Here is an 18,006-nt window from a genome sequence, read left to right on the forward strand (position 1 = left end):
GGTTGCGTCATGAGCGGCTACAGGCCGCGTTCACGATCGTCACGCTCCGCAGCCTTGACGGCGTAGCCGAGGATGATCGTCGGGGCGAGCAGTACGCAACCGATGACGAAGGCGATGATGACGAGCGTGGCCATGACGGCGGTGAACCCGAACGCGAACGCGATGACGAACAGCGCCATGGCGAGCGCGACGAACAGGTAGCCGATGCGGTTCGCGAGCAACGTCCACTTCGCGATCTTCGCTCGGCGAACCCGAACCGGGTCGTCGCTGGCGTTCGTGCTCTCGTGGTTCGTCATATCCGCCGCGTAGCGTACGGCGCAGTATGAGCCAATCAGTCCGAGTCGAACGCAATGACCGCATCGAGTTGATCACGCTCGATCGTCCCGAGCGCCGCAACGCGGTCGATCACGCGACGTTGCTCCAGCTCCTCGAGATCCAGCAGCGGCTCGCCTCGGAGGCACCGCGTCACGTCCGAGCCGTGGTGCTCACCGGTGCGGCGCCGGCGTTCTCGGCGGGTGCCGATCTGACCGGGGTGGAGGAGGGGCAGTTCGCCACCGATCTCAACGCCGTGCTGCGCGGATTCGGTGCGCTCCCGGTGCCTGTCGTGGCGGCGATCGACGGCCCGGCGCTCGGGGCGGGCACGCAACTCGTCGTCGCGTGCGATCTGCGCGTGGCCACACCCGACAGCGTGCTGGGCATCCCCGCCGCCAAGCTCGGGTTGGCGGTCGACCTCTGGACGCTCGAACGGGCGTCTGCGGAGTTCTCGCCGCCCATCGCTCGGGCCATGTTGATCGCCGCCGAGACCTACACCGCCGAACAGTTGCACCGCACGGGCGGCATCCACCGCCTCGGCGATCTCGACGACGCGCTGAGCTGGGCGTCGCGTCTCGCAGCGCTCGCGCCGCTCACCATCGCGGCGCACAAGCTCGGCCTCGAAGGGGTGGGTCCCGACGCGTCCGAACGCTTCGAAGCTGCACGATCGGCGGCGTGGGCCAGTGCCGACGCCGAAGAAGGCCGCACCGCATTCCTCGAGAAGCGCCGCCCCGACTTCACCGGCACCTGACCAACCTGGTTATTTCCATCCCGGATGGAAATAACCAGGTTGGTGGCGTCGCTCAGCGTGGTTGGGAGTGGCTGCCATAGCCGCTGTGCAGGACGTTTAGCGAGTCGGAGGCCGATTCGGCAGCATTCGATCATGTCACTGTCAGGATTCGTTCTGATTCGTTGATGTGCGGGTAGTCACGTTCTATGTTGGCGCCCGGTCGCTCAGACAGGGCGGTCGGAAGGAGCGCCGTGAACGTACGCAGTCGATGGTCGAACCTGGTGGTCACCGCATTGGTCGGTGCCGCCGTCGTAGTGATTCCGGTGGCGTCTGCCTCCGCTGCCCCGACCGGCGTCGAGCCGTCATCATCGGCCGTGAGCGAGGCCGCTGCGCAGACCGCGGAGACGATCGTCGTCGCCGAACGCGCCCGATTCGCCGAGACCCGCACCGGCCTGACGACGTTCGACGGCGAGTCGAACGGCATCGGACGGCTGGCGGCCGGTGACACGATCGAGATCGAGGTGGCTGGACGCGGCGAGATCCCCGCCGACGCCGCTGCCGCCCTCGTCTACGTCACCGCCGTGCGCCCGGAATCGACCGGCTACCTCACCATCTTCGACTGTGCCGAGCCACGCCCGCTCGCTTCGTCGCTCAACTACGTGCCATCGCTGCCCGTCGGCAACGAGATCGTCGCGGCGCTCTCCGACACCGGGTCACTCTGCGTCTTCAGTTTCGCGTCGACCGATCTGACCATCGACGTCGGCGGCTTCGTGCCGGCCGCGAGCCCGCTCGTGTCGTTCGCCCCGCGCCGCATCGTCGACACGCGCGACGGCTCCACCACGTACGACGGGGAGGCCCAAGGCGGCGGCCGGACCACACCGGGCGAGCCCGTCACGGTCGACATCGCCGGCCGCATCGGGATCCCCGAAGGCGTCGATTCCGTGCTGGCCAACATCGCGGCCGTGCGTCCCGACGGCCCGGGCAACCTCGTCGCGCACCCGTGTCTCGCCACGCCGCCGACCGCGTCGTCGCTCAACTACGTCACCGATACCACGCGAGCCAACGAGTTGCTCCTCGACGTCGACGGCAACGGCAACGTGTGTGTCGAGACCACGACGTCGGTCGATCTCGTGATCGACGTCGTGGGGTATGTGCCGACCGGAACCAACCTGCGCAATCAGCCGCCGGTTCGGCTCGTCGACACGCGCGACATCGGTGACACGATCGACGGCACCTTCGAAGGCGAGGGACGCCGACTCGGCGACACCGAGTACCGGGTTCGAGTCGCTGGGCGCGGTGGCATTCCGGCAGGGGCCAGCGCAGCCCTGTTGAACCTCGTCGTCGTCCAGCCCGACGGGTTCGGATACGCGACCGTGCACCCGTGCGAGGAACAGCGACCCGTGGTCGCGTCGATGAACTACAGCCCGGGCGTGACCGGCGCCAACGAGATCTTTGCCGAGTTCGATGCGGCCGGCGACGTCTGCATCTACACCTCGAGCGGCGCGCATCTCGTCGTCGACGGGTCGGGCTACGTGGCGCCGATCAACGTCGGCGTCGACGAGACCGATCTGTCGATCAGTGCGTCGAGCGCGCCCGATCCGGTCGATGCCGGCGAGCCGCTGACCTACACGGTCGCCGTCACGAACAACAGCTCGGTCGCGGCGACCGGCGTGGCCGGCTTGGTCACGCTGCCGAGCGGTGTCGTGTTCCGCACCACCACTGGCTGCATCGAAGATCCGAGCGGAGCGCCGTCGTGCACCATCGGCGAGCTCGCGGCCGGCGCGACCGTGACCTACGAGATCGATGTCGACGTCGACGCAGCAGCCGCCGGAACGCTGGTCGCGAACTTCTCGGTGCTGTCCGATCAGGTCGACTCCGAACCGTCCGACAACGCGACTGCGGTGTCGACGGCGGTCGACGCCCTCGTCGTCGACGACCCGCCGGTCATCACGGCGCCGGTGTCGTCGGCGTTGTCGGTGTCGGAGAACTCGACGTTGGTGGTCGATGTGGAGGCGTCGGATCCCGAGGGTGACGTGGAGGGTGCTGGTCTGTCGTATTCGTTGTCGGGTCCGGATCAGGGGCTGTTTGCGATCGATGGGTCGGGTGTGTTGTCGTTCGTGTCGGCTCCTGATTTCGAGGCGCCGGGTGACAGTGGTGGCGACAACGGCTACTCGGTGACCGTGACGGTGACCGACTCGGGTGCGCTGACCGACTCGCGTGCGCTGTCGGTGAACGTCACCGACGTCAACGAAGCCCCGACGGTCACGGCGCCGGTGTCGTCGACGGTGTCGGTGTCGGAGAATTCGTCGTTGGTGGTCGATGTGGAGGCGTCGGATCCCGAGGGTGACGTGGAGGGTGCTGGTCTGTCGTATTCGTTGTCGGGCCCGGATCAGGGTCTGTTCGCGATCGATGGGTCGGGTGTGTTGTCGTTCGTGTCGGCTCCTGATTTCGAGGCGCCGGGCGACAGTGGTGGCGACAACGGGTACTCGGTGACCGTGACGGTGACCGACTCGGGTGCGCTGACCGACTCGCGTGCGTTGTCGGTGAACGTCACCGACGTCAACGAAGCCCCGATCGTCACGACGACGGCGGGGTCGACCTCGTTCACCGAGGGCGATTCGCCCACCGTGGTCGACGGCGGCGTGTCCGTCAGCGACCCCGACGGTGACCTGCTCGACGCCGCGACGGTCACCATCAGCGCCGGATTCGAGACGAGCGTCGACACGCTGTCCGCGTCGGCATCGGGTGGCATCGTCGCCGGCGACATCTCGTACGCGCCGACGACCGGGGTGCTCACGATCGACCCGGCCACCGCTCAGTCGGCGGCCGACTTCCAGGCCGTGCTCCGGACCGTCACCTTCGCCAACGCGAGTTCGACTCCGAGCACGGCGAATCGCACGATCACGTTCAGCGTCGACGACGGCGCACTCGCGTCGGCCGGCGCCGACAAGATCGTCAACGTCAGCGGCGTGAACTTCGATCCGGTGCCCACCAACGCGACGATCAGCTACAACGCGATCGGCAACACGTTGCTGCGCGTCGACGGCGCCGATGCCGACGACCACGACACACCGGTCGCTGGTCGCGTCGCGTCGACGACCGACACCACCGACGCACTGGCCAAGGCGGCGCCCACCGACGCCGACTCGGCGGTGGTCACGTACGTCGCCGGCACCTTCACCACGGTCGAAGGCGGCACGATCGTGCTCGACGACGACGGTGACTTCACCTACTTGCCGGCCGCCGGTTTCGAAGGCGCCGACAGCTACGCCGCAACGCTCACCGACGGCGACGGCGGTACGGCCAACGTGACGATCGAGCTCACGGTCGCCGACATGGTCTGGTACGTCGAAGACACCGTCCACGCGACGAAGAACCCGGCCGGCGGCGACGGCCGTTCCACCGACGCGTTCGAGACGCTCGCCGGCGCCGAGGCCGCCTCCGGGCCCGGCGACTACATCCTGGTGTTCGAGACCGACGCGCCGCTCGACGGATCGATCGAACTCCAGGACGGCCAGAAGCTCTTCGGCCAGGCCGTCGAGGAGGAGTCGCCGAGTCGGCTCCCCGCCGGTCTGATGCTCGAGGAGATCGCCGACACCAACGCTCGGCCGTTCATCGACAACTCGGCCGGCGACGCCATCACCATCGCAGCATCGGCGGGTGCCGTGGAGGGCGTCGAGATCCGTCACCTCCGGATCGAAGGACAGGGCGACGCGATCGATGTGCGCCCCACGGGCACGGCGAGTGTTCGCGTTGCGTTCTCCGACCTCGAACTCTCCGGCGCCACCGGCGCAGGTCTGTCGGTTTCGGGCGCAGCCACCTCGGGCATCGTCACGGTGAGCGAAGTCGAGTCGGTCGACGTCGCGTCGGCTGGAGCGGGTGGCCTGCTCTTCGACACCGTCACGTTCGACGCCGACGACGTCACCATCGGTGTCCAGACCGTCGAAGCCGGGGACTCGTCCATCGGCGACCCGGCCACGCCCGCCGACATCGTCGGCGACGGCCTGCGCCTGAACGACGTCAGCGGATCGATCGACTTCGGCACGCTCGACATCGGCAACACCGACGGCACCGGGCTGTACGTCCGCGACGCCGGTGGCAAGGCCGGGGCGTTCCAACTCGACACCGATGCCGGCACCATCAACACGGTCAACGGCGCCGCGGTCGACATCGACCCGGTCGCGCTGGGTCTGGGCGCCGGCGACGGCATGGTGCTCACCAGCGTCACCGCGCTCAACAGCGGGCCGGGCACCACCGCCCACGGCATCAATCTCGACACCGTGTCGGGAGCGTTCACGGTCACGGGAGACACGAGCCTCACGCGCACGGGTGGCGAACTCACGAACGGCATCGTGATCGTCGACAGCTCGGCCGAGATCAGCTTCGACGGTGAGGTCGACGTCGTCGCCGACACCGGTGCAGCCATCTCGATCGACACCCAGACCACCGATGTCGGCTTCGGCCCGACGCAGGTGGAGGCTCAGACCGGCGTCTCGATCGTCGGCTCGCCCTCGATCACCACCACCTTCGATTCGCTCGACGTGGTCGCCGCGAATGGGACGGGAATCGTCACCGACGACGCGGGCACCCTCGAGATCCTCGGGACGGCGTCGACCGTCGCGGTCACTGCCGGTACCGCGATCGACGTGACCGACACCGAACTCAGCGGCGCCGGGAGCAGCCCGGCGAACTTCGCAACGGTCACCTCCACCGCCGGCACGGGCTCGGCGATCGCCCTCACGCGGATGTCGGGAGCGCTTGCCATCGCCGCTGGTTCGGTGACCTCGGGCTCGGCTCCGACGGTGGACCTCGAAGCGGTGAGCGGCGACGTCTCCTACGGCGGCGACGTCACCGGCGGCACCGGTCGAGCCATCGAGATCATCAACTCGCACGCGCCGGGCGTGGCGACGTTCGACTTCAGCGGCGACATCACGACGGTCAGCGGTGCGGGCATCTACCTGTACACGAACGAGGGGTCGGGATCGACCTCGATTGCGTCGTTCACGGGCACGCTGACGCTCTCCACCGGGGGCTCGGACGCGTTCGTTGCGGCCGCAGCGGGCTCGGTCGTCGTGACCGACCCGGCGAACGCGAACTCGATCACGACGACGGGCGGCACCGCGATCAGCATGGTCAACACCGACATCGGAGCGGCCGGCATGAAGTTCACGACCGTCTCGGCGACGAATGCGGTCAGCGGCATTCGTCTCACGAACGCGGGGACCGGTCCGTTCGTCGTGACGGGCGGCGCAATCGTCAATGCGTCGTATCGCGGCCTCGACATCTCCGGCGGAAACGGCAACGTGACGATGGGTGCGTCGATCAACACCACGTCGACGGGGCGTTCCGTCGAGGCGACGACGCACACCGGCGGCACGATCACGCTCGCCGGGGCCATCGACGACAACGGGATCGGCATCCGTCTCGCCAGCAACATCGGCGCCACCATCACCTTCACGGGCGGCGTCGACGTCGACACCTCGCTGGCGGCCGGCACCCTGCCGGGATTGACGGCATCGTCCGGAGGCACCTTGACCATCCTCGGTCCGAACAACTCGATCGACACGACGGCGTCGACCGGGACGGCACTCGAGGTCGTGAGCGGTACCACGATCGGCGCGGCGGGTCTCACCTTCCGCTCGGTGAGCGCGAGCGGCGGAGTTCACGGCATCGAGCTGGCTGACACCGGCACGAGCGGCGGTGTCACCATCACCGGTGACGGCTCGAATCTGGCGAACGGTTCGGGTGGCACGATCAGCGCAACCACGGGCTCGGCCATCGAGCTCTCGGAAACTGCCGACTTCTCGGCGACATCGATGGACGTGTCCGCCGACAACGCTGCGCCAGGAGTGCAGCGCGGCGTCAACGCGTCGCAACTGACGGGCACCAACATCATCCGTGCCTCGACGTTCGGTGGGTTCGCCGAGGAGAACGCGTTCGCGGTGCGGGTCGTCAACTCGTCGGGCACGCTCGACCGGTTCACCGTCGACGCATCCTCCTTCACGGGCACCTCGACGGGAAGTCGCGGCGGGGCGGTGTCGTTCGAACTGACCGGTTCGGCGGGCGGACGCATCGAGATCGTGAACGGCACGACGTTCGACGGCATCAAGGACGAAGCGCTCGGGTTGAGCATGAACGGCACGGGCTCCACCGAGTTGTATGTCGCCGACTCGGTGTTCTCCGACGATTCGGGCATCGCCCAACTCGCCGGTGGCCGAGCCTCCGGAGTGTCGTTGCTGACGGGCGACTCAGCGGCACTCGACGTCGAGTTCCGATCGAACATCTTCCGTGAGATCGGAGCACAGACCGGGTTCGGCGGAACGACCTCGACGGCGATGACGCTCCGCGCAAACGGCTCGAGCGCGATGAACACCGAGTTCTCCTCCAACACGATCCAGAACGTCGACGTCGATGGTTTGCTGGCGGTGATCGGCGCCGAATCGTCGACCGGTCGCCACCTGTTTGCCGACAACACGGTGACATCGGTGGCGCGTCATGCCCTCTGGTACTCCTTCAGCGGAACGAGCGGACCGAACGATGTCACCATCCGTGACAACGTGATGACATCGATGGCCACCGCGTCGTCCTTCGACGCGGTGACGGTCATCACCGGATCCGACGTCGATGTCGTCGACGTGTCGCTGACGAACAACACGATCGAAGTCCCGAGTCAGGCCTCGATCCCCGCACGGTTGGACTTCAGCAACGCCACGGCCAACGCAACGCTGCACGGCAACACGATGCGCGCGCTCCATGCCGTGTCGAGCGAGGCGTACCGCGTCTCGGCCAGCGGCCCGTCGACTGCCCTGTGTCTCGACATGAACGGCGCCAATGCCGGAGCCGATCGCAACACGGCACAGGCCAACGGCGGACTCGACGGGTTCCTCGCGACGGCCAACTCGTCGTCGATCGCTCTCGTCGGGTTGTCGACACCGACCGAGGCCGCAGCCGAGGCGCACCTGCTCAACACCAACGACCACGCGAACGCAACGGTGATCGCATCCGGCACGTTCACCGCAGGGCCGACGACCTGCCCGACGCCGACGCTGCCCTGATGCGCCCGACCAACCTGGTTATTTCCATCCCGGATGGAAATAACCAGGTTGGTGTGGCTCGGGTCAGAGGTTCGGGGGGAGCAGCCGGTTGACGTTCTGGAAGAAGAAGTAGAGCGCCACGACGAACGGGATGAAGCCGACGAGGCCGCCGATCCAGTCGCGGCGGGTGCGGCGACTCAGGAGGTAGGCGCCGATGGCGATGGCCGAGACGACGAGGCCCCAGAAGCCGACGTGCGGGTTGGCGGCCGGATCGCTGAACCAGCCGTCGGAGAAGGCGTCGGCGATGCCGTCGGTCGTCTCGTCGGAGTCGAACTGATCGAACGCGTTGGTCGCCGGGTCGGCGAGGCTGCCGCTCACGTCGTCACCAGCGTCGACCGAGTCGCCCGTGGCGAGGTTGCCGGTGACGCTGCCGCCCTCCGACGCTTGCCCGCCGGTGGTCTGCCCGTCGACGTCTTCGGCAGGCAGCGCGATGTCGGGAGTCGACACCGGCTCAGCCGGGCGGCCGTAGTTGAGGATCGGCTCGCCGACGGGAGCGGACTCGGGCGGCGCCAGTTCACCCGAGATGATGATGCGCTGCTGCGCCGTCCACTTCGGGTGGCACGACACCAGCGTGATCGTCGCCTTGGTCGGGTCGCTGGTGGAGATCACCTGGTAGTCGCTCGGCGACACGATCTGCGTGCCCGTGACCTTGTAGGTGAACTCGCCGTTGAGCGTGGTGACGACGATGTCGTCGCCGATCTGCAGCTTGTCGACGTTGTGGAACGGTTGGCCGTAGGTGGTGCGGTGACCGGCGATGGCGGCGTTGCCGAGTTGGCCAGGGAGGGGAGTGTCGGGGAAGTGCCCCGGCCCCTTCTTCAGGTCGCCGGTGTCGATGCCTGCCACCACGATGTCGTTGACGCCGATGTCGGGGATCTCGATCCGCGCGAGCGCCTCGCCGTTCTCCAGCAGCGGAATGTTCTGATCCTCCACCGGCACGGCGGCCGGCGCGTCGACCACCGGAACCTCGCCGGAGTCGGACCCGTCGAGCGCCGGCTCGTCGGCCGCTGCGTCAGGATCCGCGGCGTCATCGGTCGCCGGCGCGTCGTTGGTCGGCGTGTCGACGATGACGAACTCGTCGTCGAACTGGACCGGCGGTGTGGCCGCGAGCAACTCCTCGAACTCGTTCTCGAGCTTGTTCTGTGCACGAGCGTTCTCGATGCCGGTGCCCCACAACTGGTAGGCGACGAAGCCGAACATCAAGATGCCCATGGCGATGAGCGTCTTGCCGAGGTTGCCGACGTACCAGCGCCAGTCGTGCGGCGGAGGCGGGCGATCCCACTTGCGGAGTCGCCCTCGACGCGTCAGGCTCGGCGCGGCGACCGGAGCCGAGGCACGGGCCGCCGATGCGCCCGGCGACGACGAAGCAACGGTGTCGGTGACCGTGACGCCAGGAGGCGTGGCGATCGCGTCGGAACGGGACGGTGGTGCAGGCGCGGCAGGTTCTGCGGGCGTGGAGCCATCGCTGGTCGATGTATCGATCTCGGACACTTCCGACGACGGTAGTGGTCGGGTCGGGTCGACACGCGGCGATCGACGGACAGTTTTCTGAGCCGTTCGCGGAAGTAGCGTGGCGGCGTGCCTGCTGGACAGACTGTCGTGTCGCTGCGCGACGTGGTCGCCGTGCTCGGTCAGTTCCCCGTGCTGGCGGGCGCATCACTCGAGGTGACCGAAGGCGAGATCCTCCTGCTGCAAGGCCCGAACGGTGCCGGCAAGACCTCGTTGCTCCGTCTGTGTGCGGGCCTGCTGCCGGTGACCCGCGGCGAGGCGACCGTGCTCGGACACGATCTGTCGTCGGATCGTGAAGGTGTGCGCCCGCACGTCGGTCTGCTGGGGCATCAGAACGGGCTCTATGGCGATCTCACCGTGGCCGAGAACGTGCGGTTCTGGGGAGCCACGGTCGGTGCGAGCGACGACGAGATCGACGCGGCGATGGAGCGCATGGGCGTGGCGGCGCGCCTCGCGGAGGTGCAGGTGCGCAAGCTCTCGGCCGGACAGAAACGGAGGACGGCGCTGGCCGGCCTGGTCGCGCGCCGGGCGCGCCTCTGGTTGCTCGACGAGCCGCACGCGGGCCTCGATGCCGCCGGGCGCGACGAACTCGACGCCACGCTGCACCAAGCCGCGTCGGCTGGTGCCACGATCCTGGTCGCGAGCCACGAACTCGAACGCGCCGGCTCCCTCGCCACGCGCGTCGTCGAGGTCGTCGCTGGCCAGATCAGCCCGTCATCCGGTGTCAGACACCAGATGACGGACGGCGAGGGAGTGGCGGAATGAACGCGTGGCAGGTGGCTCGCCTGATCGCACGAAAGGATCTGCGCATAGAGCGGCGGAGTCGGATCATCACCAACCAGGTGCTCCCGTTCGCCGGCGTGACGATGGTGATCTTCGCGTTCGCGCTCGACGCCAACACCGACGTGTTGCGGGTCGTGTCGCCCGGCCTCGTGTGGCTCGCCACCATGTTCAGCTTGCTCATCCTGGTGCAACGCACGTTCGCGGTCGAAGCCGACGACGGCGCGCTCGACGCCATGCGCGTGGCCGGCGTCGACGCTCGCGCCATCTTCCTGGGCAAGGCGATCGGCCTCGCGATCCAGCTCCTCGTGCTCGAAGTGTTGCTCCTGCTCACCGCCGTGGTGCTGTATGGCGAGACCGTTCGCCTCGAAGGGGCTGTGCTCCTCGTCACCACCCTGATCTCCGCGACGTGCGGGCTGGCCGCGGTCGGTACCCTGTACGGAGGCTTGGCCGCAGGGTTCAAAGGCCGCGAGACGTTGCTCCCGCTGCTGACGCTCCCCGCGGTTGCGCCCGTCCTGATCGGAGCAACCCGAGCGGTGGAATCCGCCCTCGGCACGGCAGGCGCAGCGGTGTCGGAAGGCTGGCAGTGGGTCAGCCTGCTGACGGTCTTCGCTGTCGCCTTCGGTGTCGGCGGCGCACTGGCGTTCGGTCCGCTGATCGACGAATAGACACGACGAAACAGGCAGCTCAGCGCAGAGCACAACCGACTGGATCTCATGACAGCGATCGACGACCCCACCGCCACAGCGACCGCAACGGCTGGTCGCGGAACCGGCACCAACGCCACGCGAGTGCTGGGCATCGCCACGATCGTCATGATGGGGTGGCTCGTCCTGTTCGGCCTCGTCCTGTCGCCGGCCGACGTCAACCAGGGCGAATCCGTCCGCCTGCTCTACATGCACGTGCCGACGATCTGGCTCGCCTACCTGTCGTTCGTCGTCACGGCGATCGCGTCGGGCATGTACCTCTTCACCAAGAAGCACTCGCTCGGCTGGGATCGCGCCGCCGGAGCGAGCGCCGAGATCGGCGTCGCGTTCGTCGGTGTCACACTCGTCGTCGGCGCCATGTGGGGCCGCCTCACCTGGGGCGTCTTCTGGCAGTGGGACGCCCGCCTCACCACCACGGCGCTCCTGTTCGTCACCTACATCGGCTACCTCGCCGTCCGCCGCCTCGGTGGCACGCACCAGCAGCGGGCGAAGCGGTCGGCCGTGGTCGGACTGCTCTCGGTGCTGTTGATCCCGCTCGTCCACTGGTCGGTCGTCATCTGGCGCAGCCTGCACCAGACGGCCTCGGTGCTCGACACCGACGGCGACATCGACATGGACGGTCTGATGCTGTTCACGCTGCTGGTCGGCGTCGTCGCCTTCACCTGCCTGTACGTCTGGCTCGTGTTGCACCGCACCCGTGCGATGACGATGGAAGACCTGCTCGAAGACAGTGGCCTCGACGTCGCACTCGACGCTCGCCGCGCCGAAGGAGAAGCACGATGATCGCCTTCATCGAAGACGCCGGATTCATCTACGGGGGCTACGCCCTCACGTTCCTCACGGTCGGGTTCTTCGCCTGGCGCGTGGTCTCGTCGGGCAGAAGACTTGGAAAACAAGTCGCCGACGACGACAAGTACTGGACCTGAACCGAGCATCATGGCCGCACCCGACATGCCCGAGATGGACCTCACCCCCCGCACCAACGCCGACGGCACCGCTGTCGGCCGCAAACGCAAGCGCAACGTCATTCCGCTGGTCGTGCTTGCGCTGGTGGTGGTCGCCGGCGGCGTCATCGTCACCCAGTTCCTCAACTCGGCCGTCGACTACTTCTGCAACGTCGACGAGATCGACCAGCGAGACGGTTGCGAGGCCGATCGCCGACTCCGCCTCCAGGGCACGGTCGACGAAGGCACCATCGAGATGGTGGGTGGGCGCACGTTGTTCACGATGTCGTTCGGTGACGCCACCATTCCGGTCGAGTACGACGGCGAACCGGGCGGCATCTTCCAGGAGTGCATCCCCGTCGTCGTGCACGGCGAGATCGAGAACGACGTGTTCATGGGCGACCGCGTCGAGGTGAAGCACTCCGACGAGTACGAAGCCGAGAACGAGGCCAACCTCGACGCCGCCGAGGCTGAAGCCGAGGAAGCCGGATGCGAACCGGTCGACGTCTGAACGATCTGGATCACCCCGTGGCCGCTGCCCCCACCCCCGTCGACGCCGGTACGGTCGCGCCACGATGATCGCTGCTTCCGTCAACGGCGCATTCGGCCGAGCCGGACTGCTGCTGATGCTCGCCGCGTGCGTGTTCGGCGCACTGTCGGTCGGCCTCGGCATCATCCAGAAAGATCAGCGTCTGCTCCGCCAGGCGCAGCGCTACGCCTGGCTGTCGCTCGCCGGCTGCGTGCTCGCCGTCGTGATGATGCAGCGAGCGCTCATCACCCGTGACTTCTCGCTGGCCTACATCCAGCAGGTCGGCTCGGCCGACACGCCGCCGCTGTACAACTTCGCCGCCATGTGGTCGGCGCTCGAAGGCTCGATCCTGCTGTGGGCGCTGACGCTCGCCGGGTTCACCGGTGCGGTCGCCTGGCGCTTCCGCAAACGGACCGGCGACGAGCTCGTCGGGTGGGCGCTCGTGGTGATGTTCGTCGTCACCGCGTTCTTCGCCATGCTGAGCTTCGGGCCGGCCGACGCGTTCGCCAACGGCGCTCCGGGCGTCACGTCGGGCCCGGGCCCGAACCCGCTGCTGCAGAACCACATCCTGGTCCTGTTCCACCCGCCGATCCTCTACCTCGGCTACGTCGGGTTCACCGTGCCGTTCGCGTTCGCGATCGCGGCCCTCATCACCGGCAGGCTCGGCGAGGGGTGGCTGCTCGAGACGCGCCGCTGGGCGCTGTTCTCGTGGGCGTTCCTCACGATCGGCATCCTGCTCGGGGGTTGGTGGAGCTACGAGGTGCTCGGCTGGTCGGGCGTGTGGGCCTGGGACCCGGTCGAGAACGCGTCGTTGCTGCCCTGGCTGACCGGCACGGCGTACATCCACTCGGTGCTCGTACAAGAGCGTCGAGGGATGCTGCGGGTGTGGAACCTGAGCCTGCTCATCTCGACGTTCGCGCTCACGATCCTCGGCACGTTCCTCACTCGCTCGGGGGTCATCAACTCGGTGCACGCGTTCGGCGACGGTCCGGTCGGCAGTTGGCTCCTGGCCGGATTCGCCGTGATCGTGGTCGTGTCGCTCGGCCTCATCGCCTGGCGCGGTGACCGGCTGCGTTCGCCCGGAGCGATCGACTCGCCGCTGTCACGCGAGGGCGCATTCCTCGCCAACAACGTGTTGTTCACGGTGTTCGCGTTCGTCGTGCTGCTCGGCACGATCTTCCCGTTGCTCGTCGAGGCGTTCCAAGACCGCCGCACCGTCGTCGGTGCCCCGTACTTCGACCGCCTCTCGATGCCGATCGGCCTCGTGTTGCTGTTTCTCATGGCCGTCGCCCCGGTGCTGCCGTGGCGCAAGGCCTCGACCGAGCTCCTGTCGACCCGGCTGTTCTGGCCGGCGTGGGTCGGCGTGGGCGCGCTGGCCACCGCGGTGCTCGTCGGCGCCGACGGTTGGGCGCCGCTCGTCGCGTTCGCGCTCGCCGGATTCGCGGCCGGTGCGGCACTGCGCCAGGTGGTGCTCGCCACGCGTCGCCAGGGTTGGCGCGGGTTGGTCGGACGCGCCAACGGCGGCATGATCGTCCACCTCGGCGTCATCATGATCGCCGTCGCGCTGGCCGCGTCGAACAGCTTCACGCACTCGGCCAACCTCGAGGTCGAGGTCGGCGACGTCGTGTCGTGGGGCGGCCACACGTTCGAACTCGAATCGGTCACCGACGAACTCAACGGCGCCGGCAGCGAGCGTGCGCTCAAGGCCAACGTGCTGCTCGACGGCGAGCAGGTCTACAGCCCGGCCATCACCACCTACCTGGCGAACGGCCAGGCGATCGGCACCCCGTCCGTGCGCACCGGCCTGACCAAAGACGTGTACCTCACCCTCGAACCCGGTGCGGTCGCCGGCGACACCAGCGCCACGATCCGTGTGTTCGTCAAGCCGATGATCCTGTGGCTCTGGCTCGGCGGACTGGTCATGGCGATCGGCACGCTGCTCGCCGCATTCCCCGGCTCGCGCCGCCGCAATCCGCTGTCGCCCGTATCGGCGCCTGTCGGTGACGGCAACGACGCCGACCTGGCCCGAATCGGCTCGTCGTCCGACGAGATCGACGACGTCGACGTCGACCGCTTCGACCCCGCCGACTTCAGCGACGACGACGAACCCGAGTCCGAGACGATCGGGGCGTCATGACCGACGAAGCCACCACCACTACGACCGCCAGCACCACCCAGGCGCCCGAGTCGGCCTCGTCGTCGACCTCGGGATCGTCGCGTCTCGCACCGTTCATCGCCCTCGGCATCGCCGTGGTCATGATCGGGTTGCTCGTATTGCTCGTGGGCGCCGAACCCGACTCCGGCCCCACCGCCGACTTCGAGGTGCGCCCGGCTCCCGAAGCCGTCGGCACGCTCGACGACGGCACCCCGTTCGACCTGTCTCGACGCAAGGGCAGCTACGTGGTGCTCAACTTCTTCACGTCCGACTGCGTGCCGTGCATCCAAGAGCACCCCGAGTTGATCGAGTTCGTCGACCAGCAGGCACAACTCGGTACCGACGGCGCCGAGTTCTACTCGGTCGTCGTTGGTGACACCCCCGAACGCGTCGAGCGCTTCTTCGACGAGCGTGGCGGCGACTGGCCGATCATCTACTCCGAGGCCGACGAGTTCTCGGTGGCGTTCGGCGTGGCCGCCGTGCCCGAGACCTGGGTGATCGACAAGGAGGGCATCATCCGTGCCCGGTTCATCTCGCGGGTCACCGCCGAAGGGCTCAGCGTCACGGTGCAGCAACTCCGCGAGGCGTTCGGATGAGCGCATCGTCGCTGAACCGGCGGCTCAAGTCGTGGCCCGGCTGGCTGTTCATGCTCGTCATCGTCGTGGTCCTCGTGGTGGTCGGTGCCACGCGTGACGCCGGCCCGCAGACACCGCAAGACCGTGTCGACGACGTGACCCGCCGCCTGGCGTGCCCGATCTGCGATGGCGAGAGCGTGTTCGAATCGCAGAACAACGCATCGCGAGCGATCCGCAACGAAGTGGCCGACCTCGTCCGCGAGAACGAACTCACCGACGATCAGATCCTCGCCTACTTCGAGGCCCGCAACAGCGAGATCCTCCTGGTGCCGAAGGCGTCCGGGTTCGATGCGCTCGTGTGGGTGCTCCCGGTGATGGGGTTCGTGATCGGCGTCGTGATGCTCGGCTTCGCGTTCCGGCGCTGGCGCCTCGAAGCGCTCGGGAGCGCCGGTGCCACGCAGGAAGATCGCGATCTCGTCGCGGCGGCGATGGCCGACGAGCACGACGCCGAACGCGCCGAGGCAGGCGACGCGTGAGTTCGACGATCCGCTCCGGACGCGACCTCGACCAACTCGCCGAACTCGAAGAAGAGCGTCGCTTCCTGCTGCGGTCGCTGCGCGATCTCGAGAAAGAACACGACGCGGGCGACGTCGACGACGCCGACTACGAGACGCTCAAAGACGGCTACACCTCGCGCGCCGCCGACGTGCTGCGCCAGATCGAAGCCGGCCAGCGCAAGCTCGCCCCGAAGCAGCCGCGTCGCTGGTCGCGAACGATCGCCGTCGTCGCAGCCGTCGCCCTCGGCTCGGCCGGCATCGGCATCGCCCTCGCCCAGGCGTGGGGCGAACGCGGCGCCAACCAGGAGATCACCGGGTTCACGCCGGGCGACGACGTGCGGGCCGTGCTGGCGAGCGCTCGCGCCGCGCTCAACGACGGCAACTTCCCGGCGGCCAACGAACTGTTCTTCCGCGTCGTCGAATCGGAGCAGGAGCGCGGTGTCGACAACCCGGAGGCGCTCGCCTACTACGGGTGGACGCTGGCGCTCGGCACGCGAGACAACCTCGACGCAGCGTCGTCAGCGCAGCAGCTCGAGCTCGCGCTGCTCGCCCTCGACCGTGCCATCGACATGGACGAGACGTACGCCGACCCGTACTGCTTCATCGCGATCATCGAGTCGAGCTTCCGTGACGACCCGGTGCGAGCGCTGCCGTTCGTCGAGGACTGCGAGTCACGCAATCCTCCGGCCGACATGGCCGACCTGATCGGTGCCTTCGCCGACGAGATTCGCGCCGACGCGGCCGCCGCCGACTCCTGAGTCCGGCCGAGCGCGCTGTCCGACCGATGGCCGGTCCGCCGAACGTCGACCAGCCGACCGCTGATCAGGCGATGGCGGGAGGCCAGACCTTGCCGTGGGTGATGCGACCCTTCTTGCGTCGCAGCACCCAGATGCTCGACTTGCGCCAGTCGGCGGGGGTGTGGATCTCCATGCCCCGCCGCTGCAGCGCGGCGATGACATCGGGGATGATGTCGCCGTGGCTGCACAGCACTGCGCGGTTCTCGACTTCGGCGAGCAGGTCGAGTACCGGTTCGAACGGCTCGTACTCGAAGAGCCGTGGCTCCTCCTGGACCGGCTGACCGATCAGCTTGCCGAGCGGTTCGAGCGTCTGCATGCAGCGCACGTAGGCGCTCGAGTAGAGCGCGCTGGCCCCGTGCTTCTGGAGGCGCTTGGCCACCGCCTCCGACTGTCGCCACCCCTTCTTGCTGAGCGGGCGGTCGACGTCGTCACCCTCCCAGACGCGACGCTCGCCCGCCTTGGCGTGGCGGACGAGATAGATCGTGTCGCCGGAACTCATCGTTCGTTGGTGAGTTCGACGTGGCGAGCGGTCAGCTGACGCACGACCAGAATCCACACGATCGCGGCCACGACGCTGACACCGGCGCTCACCATCTGCAGCGTGCCGAAGTCGTCGAGCGTCTCGGCGATCTCGTCGGCCTCCTGGCTGAAGCCGGCGCCGAGGAACGACTCGAACGAGATGGCAGCGATGATCGTCGGCACGATGCCGTAGACCACGAACCACACCCAGATCAGCGGGTTGTCGGGGCTCTGCTTCCAACTCGTGGCGTCGTGTGGTGCCGATGGATCGCTCGCCTTCCAGACCTCGCGCACCATCAGGAACGGGATGATGATCAGGACCGGCGGAAGGATCCATGCGAACACGGCCCAGATCGGTGCCCACGTGGTGGCCCGGCCGAACGATCGGACGTTGCCCGCCATGCGGTAGAGCCAGATCATGGTGAGCACGGCGGTGGCGATGGTGCCGAGACTCTGCAGCGACTGCGTCAGGCCGAAGGCGGTGTAGTCGTCGAGGAAGTCGTCTTCGCTGAGTCGGCCGGCGAGGAAGTCGTTGGCGCTGTCGACGGCGCTCGGGGTGGTGATCGCCGTGATGACGCCGCCGAGTCCGGCGATGCCGGTGAGGATCATCGTCGCCGTGGCGAGGCCCTTGACCCTCGACAACGGCTTCGCCGGCGTAGGGGCCGCGCTGTAGGCCATGTACCCCGGCGGCGGGGTCAGATTCGCCGGTGGTGGCGGTGGCGCTCCTCCCGGCGGAGGTGGGGGTGTGCCGGGCTGGTTCGGGGGCGGCATGTCGCTCACGGCCGAAACGCTACATGCGAT

15 protein-coding genes are annotated in these 18,006 nt (G+C 68.0%); 11 read left to right on the forward strand and 4 right to left on the reverse strand.

Annotated features, from left to right (window positions below):
• Positions 1 to 17: 17 nt before the first annotated feature.
• Positions 18 to 296 carry a hypothetical protein gene (locus tag YM304_RS04795; protein ID WP_015440517.1) on the reverse strand — a complete coding sequence of 93 codons (279 nt, stop codon included), beginning with the start codon at positions 294 to 296 and terminating at the stop codon, positions 18 to 20.
• A gap of 26 nt (positions 297 to 322) precedes the next feature.
• Between YM304_RS04795 and YM304_RS04800 the strand changes: the two genes are divergently transcribed.
• Positions 323 to 1,063: an enoyl-CoA hydratase-related protein gene (locus YM304_RS04800; protein ID WP_015440518.1), complete on the forward strand. Its 741-nt coding sequence runs from the start codon at positions 323 to 325 to the stop codon at positions 1,061 to 1,063.
• Positions 1,064 to 1,293: 230 nt separating this feature from the next.
• Positions 1,294 to 8,097: a beta strand repeat-containing protein gene (locus YM304_RS04805; RefSeq protein WP_162142035.1), complete on the forward strand. Its 6,804-nt coding sequence runs from the start codon at positions 1,294 to 1,296 to the stop codon at positions 8,095 to 8,097.
• A gap of 63 nt (positions 8,098 to 8,160) precedes the next feature.
• On the opposite strand, the gene YM304_RS04810 is transcribed toward YM304_RS04805, so the two are convergent.
• Positions 8,161 to 9,624 (reverse strand): class E sortase, encoded by a 1,464-nt coding sequence (locus tag YM304_RS04810; protein ID WP_015440520.1) that lies wholly within the window; start codon positions 9,622 to 9,624, stop codon positions 8,161 to 8,163.
• An 87-nt stretch (positions 9,625 to 9,711) separates the two neighbouring features.
• Between YM304_RS04810 and ccmA the strand changes: the two genes are divergently transcribed.
• From ccmA to YM304_RS04850, 9 genes are all read left to right on the forward strand, one after another.
• A complete protein-coding gene (ccmA, locus tag YM304_RS04815) occupies positions 9,712 to 10,407 on the forward strand; it encodes a heme ABC exporter ATP-binding protein CcmA (protein ID WP_154723304.1) in 696 nt (231 codons plus the stop codon).
• Positions 10,404 to 11,090 carry a heme exporter protein CcmB gene (locus tag YM304_RS04820; protein ID WP_015440522.1) on the forward strand — a complete coding sequence of 229 codons (687 nt, stop codon included), beginning with the start codon at positions 10,404 to 10,406 and terminating at the stop codon, positions 11,088 to 11,090. The genes ccmA and YM304_RS04820 overlap by 4 nt, the downstream gene beginning before the upstream one ends.
• A gap of 48 nt (positions 11,091 to 11,138) precedes the next feature.
• Entirely contained in the window at positions 11,139 to 11,912 is a 774-nt protein-coding gene (gene ccsA, locus YM304_RS04825; RefSeq protein ID WP_015440523.1) for a cytochrome c biogenesis protein CcsA, read from the forward strand.
• Entirely contained in the window at positions 11,909 to 12,055 is a 147-nt protein-coding gene (locus YM304_RS24555) for a hypothetical protein (protein WP_154723305.1), read from the forward strand. The genes ccsA and YM304_RS24555 overlap by 4 nt, the downstream gene beginning before the upstream one ends.
• 10 nt (positions 12,056 to 12,065) lie before the next feature.
• Entirely contained in the window at positions 12,066 to 12,584 is a 519-nt protein-coding gene (locus tag YM304_RS22020) for a cytochrome c maturation protein CcmE domain-containing protein (RefSeq protein WP_015440524.1), read from the forward strand.
• Between the two features lie 64 nt (positions 12,585 to 12,648).
• Positions 12,649 to 14,739: a heme lyase CcmF/NrfE family subunit gene (locus tag YM304_RS04835; RefSeq protein WP_015440525.1), complete on the forward strand. Its 2,091-nt coding sequence runs from the start codon at positions 12,649 to 12,651 to the stop codon at positions 14,737 to 14,739.
• Positions 14,736 to 15,353 (forward strand): TlpA family protein disulfide reductase, encoded by a 618-nt coding sequence (locus YM304_RS04840; protein WP_015440526.1) that lies wholly within the window; start codon positions 14,736 to 14,738, stop codon positions 15,351 to 15,353. The genes YM304_RS04835 and YM304_RS04840 overlap by 4 nt, the downstream gene beginning before the upstream one ends.
• The gene (locus tag YM304_RS04845) at positions 15,350 to 15,868 is read left to right on the forward strand and encodes a cytochrome c-type biogenesis protein (protein ID WP_015440527.1); all 519 of its coding nucleotides are present in this window, start codon (positions 15,350 to 15,352) and stop codon (positions 15,866 to 15,868) included. The genes YM304_RS04840 and YM304_RS04845 overlap by 4 nt, the downstream gene beginning before the upstream one ends.
• Positions 15,865 to 16,647: a hypothetical protein gene (locus YM304_RS04850; protein WP_015440528.1), complete on the forward strand. Its 783-nt coding sequence runs from the start codon at positions 15,865 to 15,867 to the stop codon at positions 16,645 to 16,647. Before YM304_RS04845 ends, YM304_RS04850 begins: the two co-directional genes overlap by 4 nt.
• Before the next feature lie 64 nt (positions 16,648 to 16,711).
• Here the strand turns inward: YM304_RS04850 and YM304_RS04855 are convergent, their stop codons facing one another.
• Entirely contained in the window at positions 16,712 to 17,185 is a 474-nt protein-coding gene (locus YM304_RS04855) for a SixA phosphatase family protein (RefSeq protein WP_015440529.1), read from the reverse strand.
• Entirely contained in the window at positions 17,182 to 17,976 is a 795-nt protein-coding gene (locus YM304_RS04860) for a DUF4328 domain-containing protein (RefSeq protein ID WP_231897650.1), read from the reverse strand. The genes YM304_RS04855 and YM304_RS04860 overlap by 4 nt, the downstream gene beginning before the upstream one ends.
• Positions 17,977 to 18,006: the final 30 nt, after the last annotated feature.

It is taken from the genome of Ilumatobacter coccineus YM16-304, assembly GCF_000348785.1.
GTDB lineage: Bacteria > Actinomycetota > Acidimicrobiia > Acidimicrobiales > Ilumatobacteraceae > Ilumatobacter_A > Ilumatobacter_A coccineus.

Excerpts from the sequence above, each read along its gene's own strand:
- YM304_RS04840 (WP_015440526.1), top strand. The coding sequence starts at position 14,736 with ATGACCGACGAAGCCACCACCACTACGACCGCCAGCACCACCCAGGCG.
- YM304_RS04860 (WP_231897650.1), bottom strand. The coding sequence starts at position 17,976 with ATGCCGCCCCCGAACCAGCCCGGCACACCCCCACCTCCGCCGGGAGGA.
- YM304_RS04835 (WP_015440525.1), top strand. The coding sequence starts at position 12,649 with ATGATCGCTGCTTCCGTCAACGGCGCATTCGGCCGAGCCGGACTGCTG.
- YM304_RS24555 (WP_154723305.1), top strand. The coding sequence starts at position 11,909 with ATGATCGCCTTCATCGAAGACGCCGGATTCATCTACGGGGGCTACGCC.
- YM304_RS04855 (WP_015440529.1), bottom strand. The coding sequence starts at position 17,185 with ATGAGTTCCGGCGACACGATCTATCTCGTCCGCCACGCCAAGGCGGGC.
- YM304_RS04800 (WP_015440518.1), top strand. The coding sequence starts at position 323 with ATGAGCCAATCAGTCCGAGTCGAACGCAATGACCGCATCGAGTTGATC.
- YM304_RS04845 (WP_015440527.1), top strand. The coding sequence starts at position 15,350 with ATGAGCGCATCGTCGCTGAACCGGCGGCTCAAGTCGTGGCCCGGCTGG.
- YM304_RS04795 (WP_015440517.1), bottom strand. The coding sequence starts at position 296 with ATGACGAACCACGAGAGCACGAACGCCAGCGACGACCCGGTTCGGGTT.
- YM304_RS04820 (WP_015440522.1), top strand. The coding sequence starts at position 10,404 with ATGAACGCGTGGCAGGTGGCTCGCCTGATCGCACGAAAGGATCTGCGC.
- YM304_RS22020 (WP_015440524.1), top strand. The coding sequence starts at position 12,066 with ATGGCCGCACCCGACATGCCCGAGATGGACCTCACCCCCCGCACCAAC.
- ccsA (WP_015440523.1), top strand. The coding sequence starts at position 11,139 with ATGACAGCGATCGACGACCCCACCGCCACAGCGACCGCAACGGCTGGT.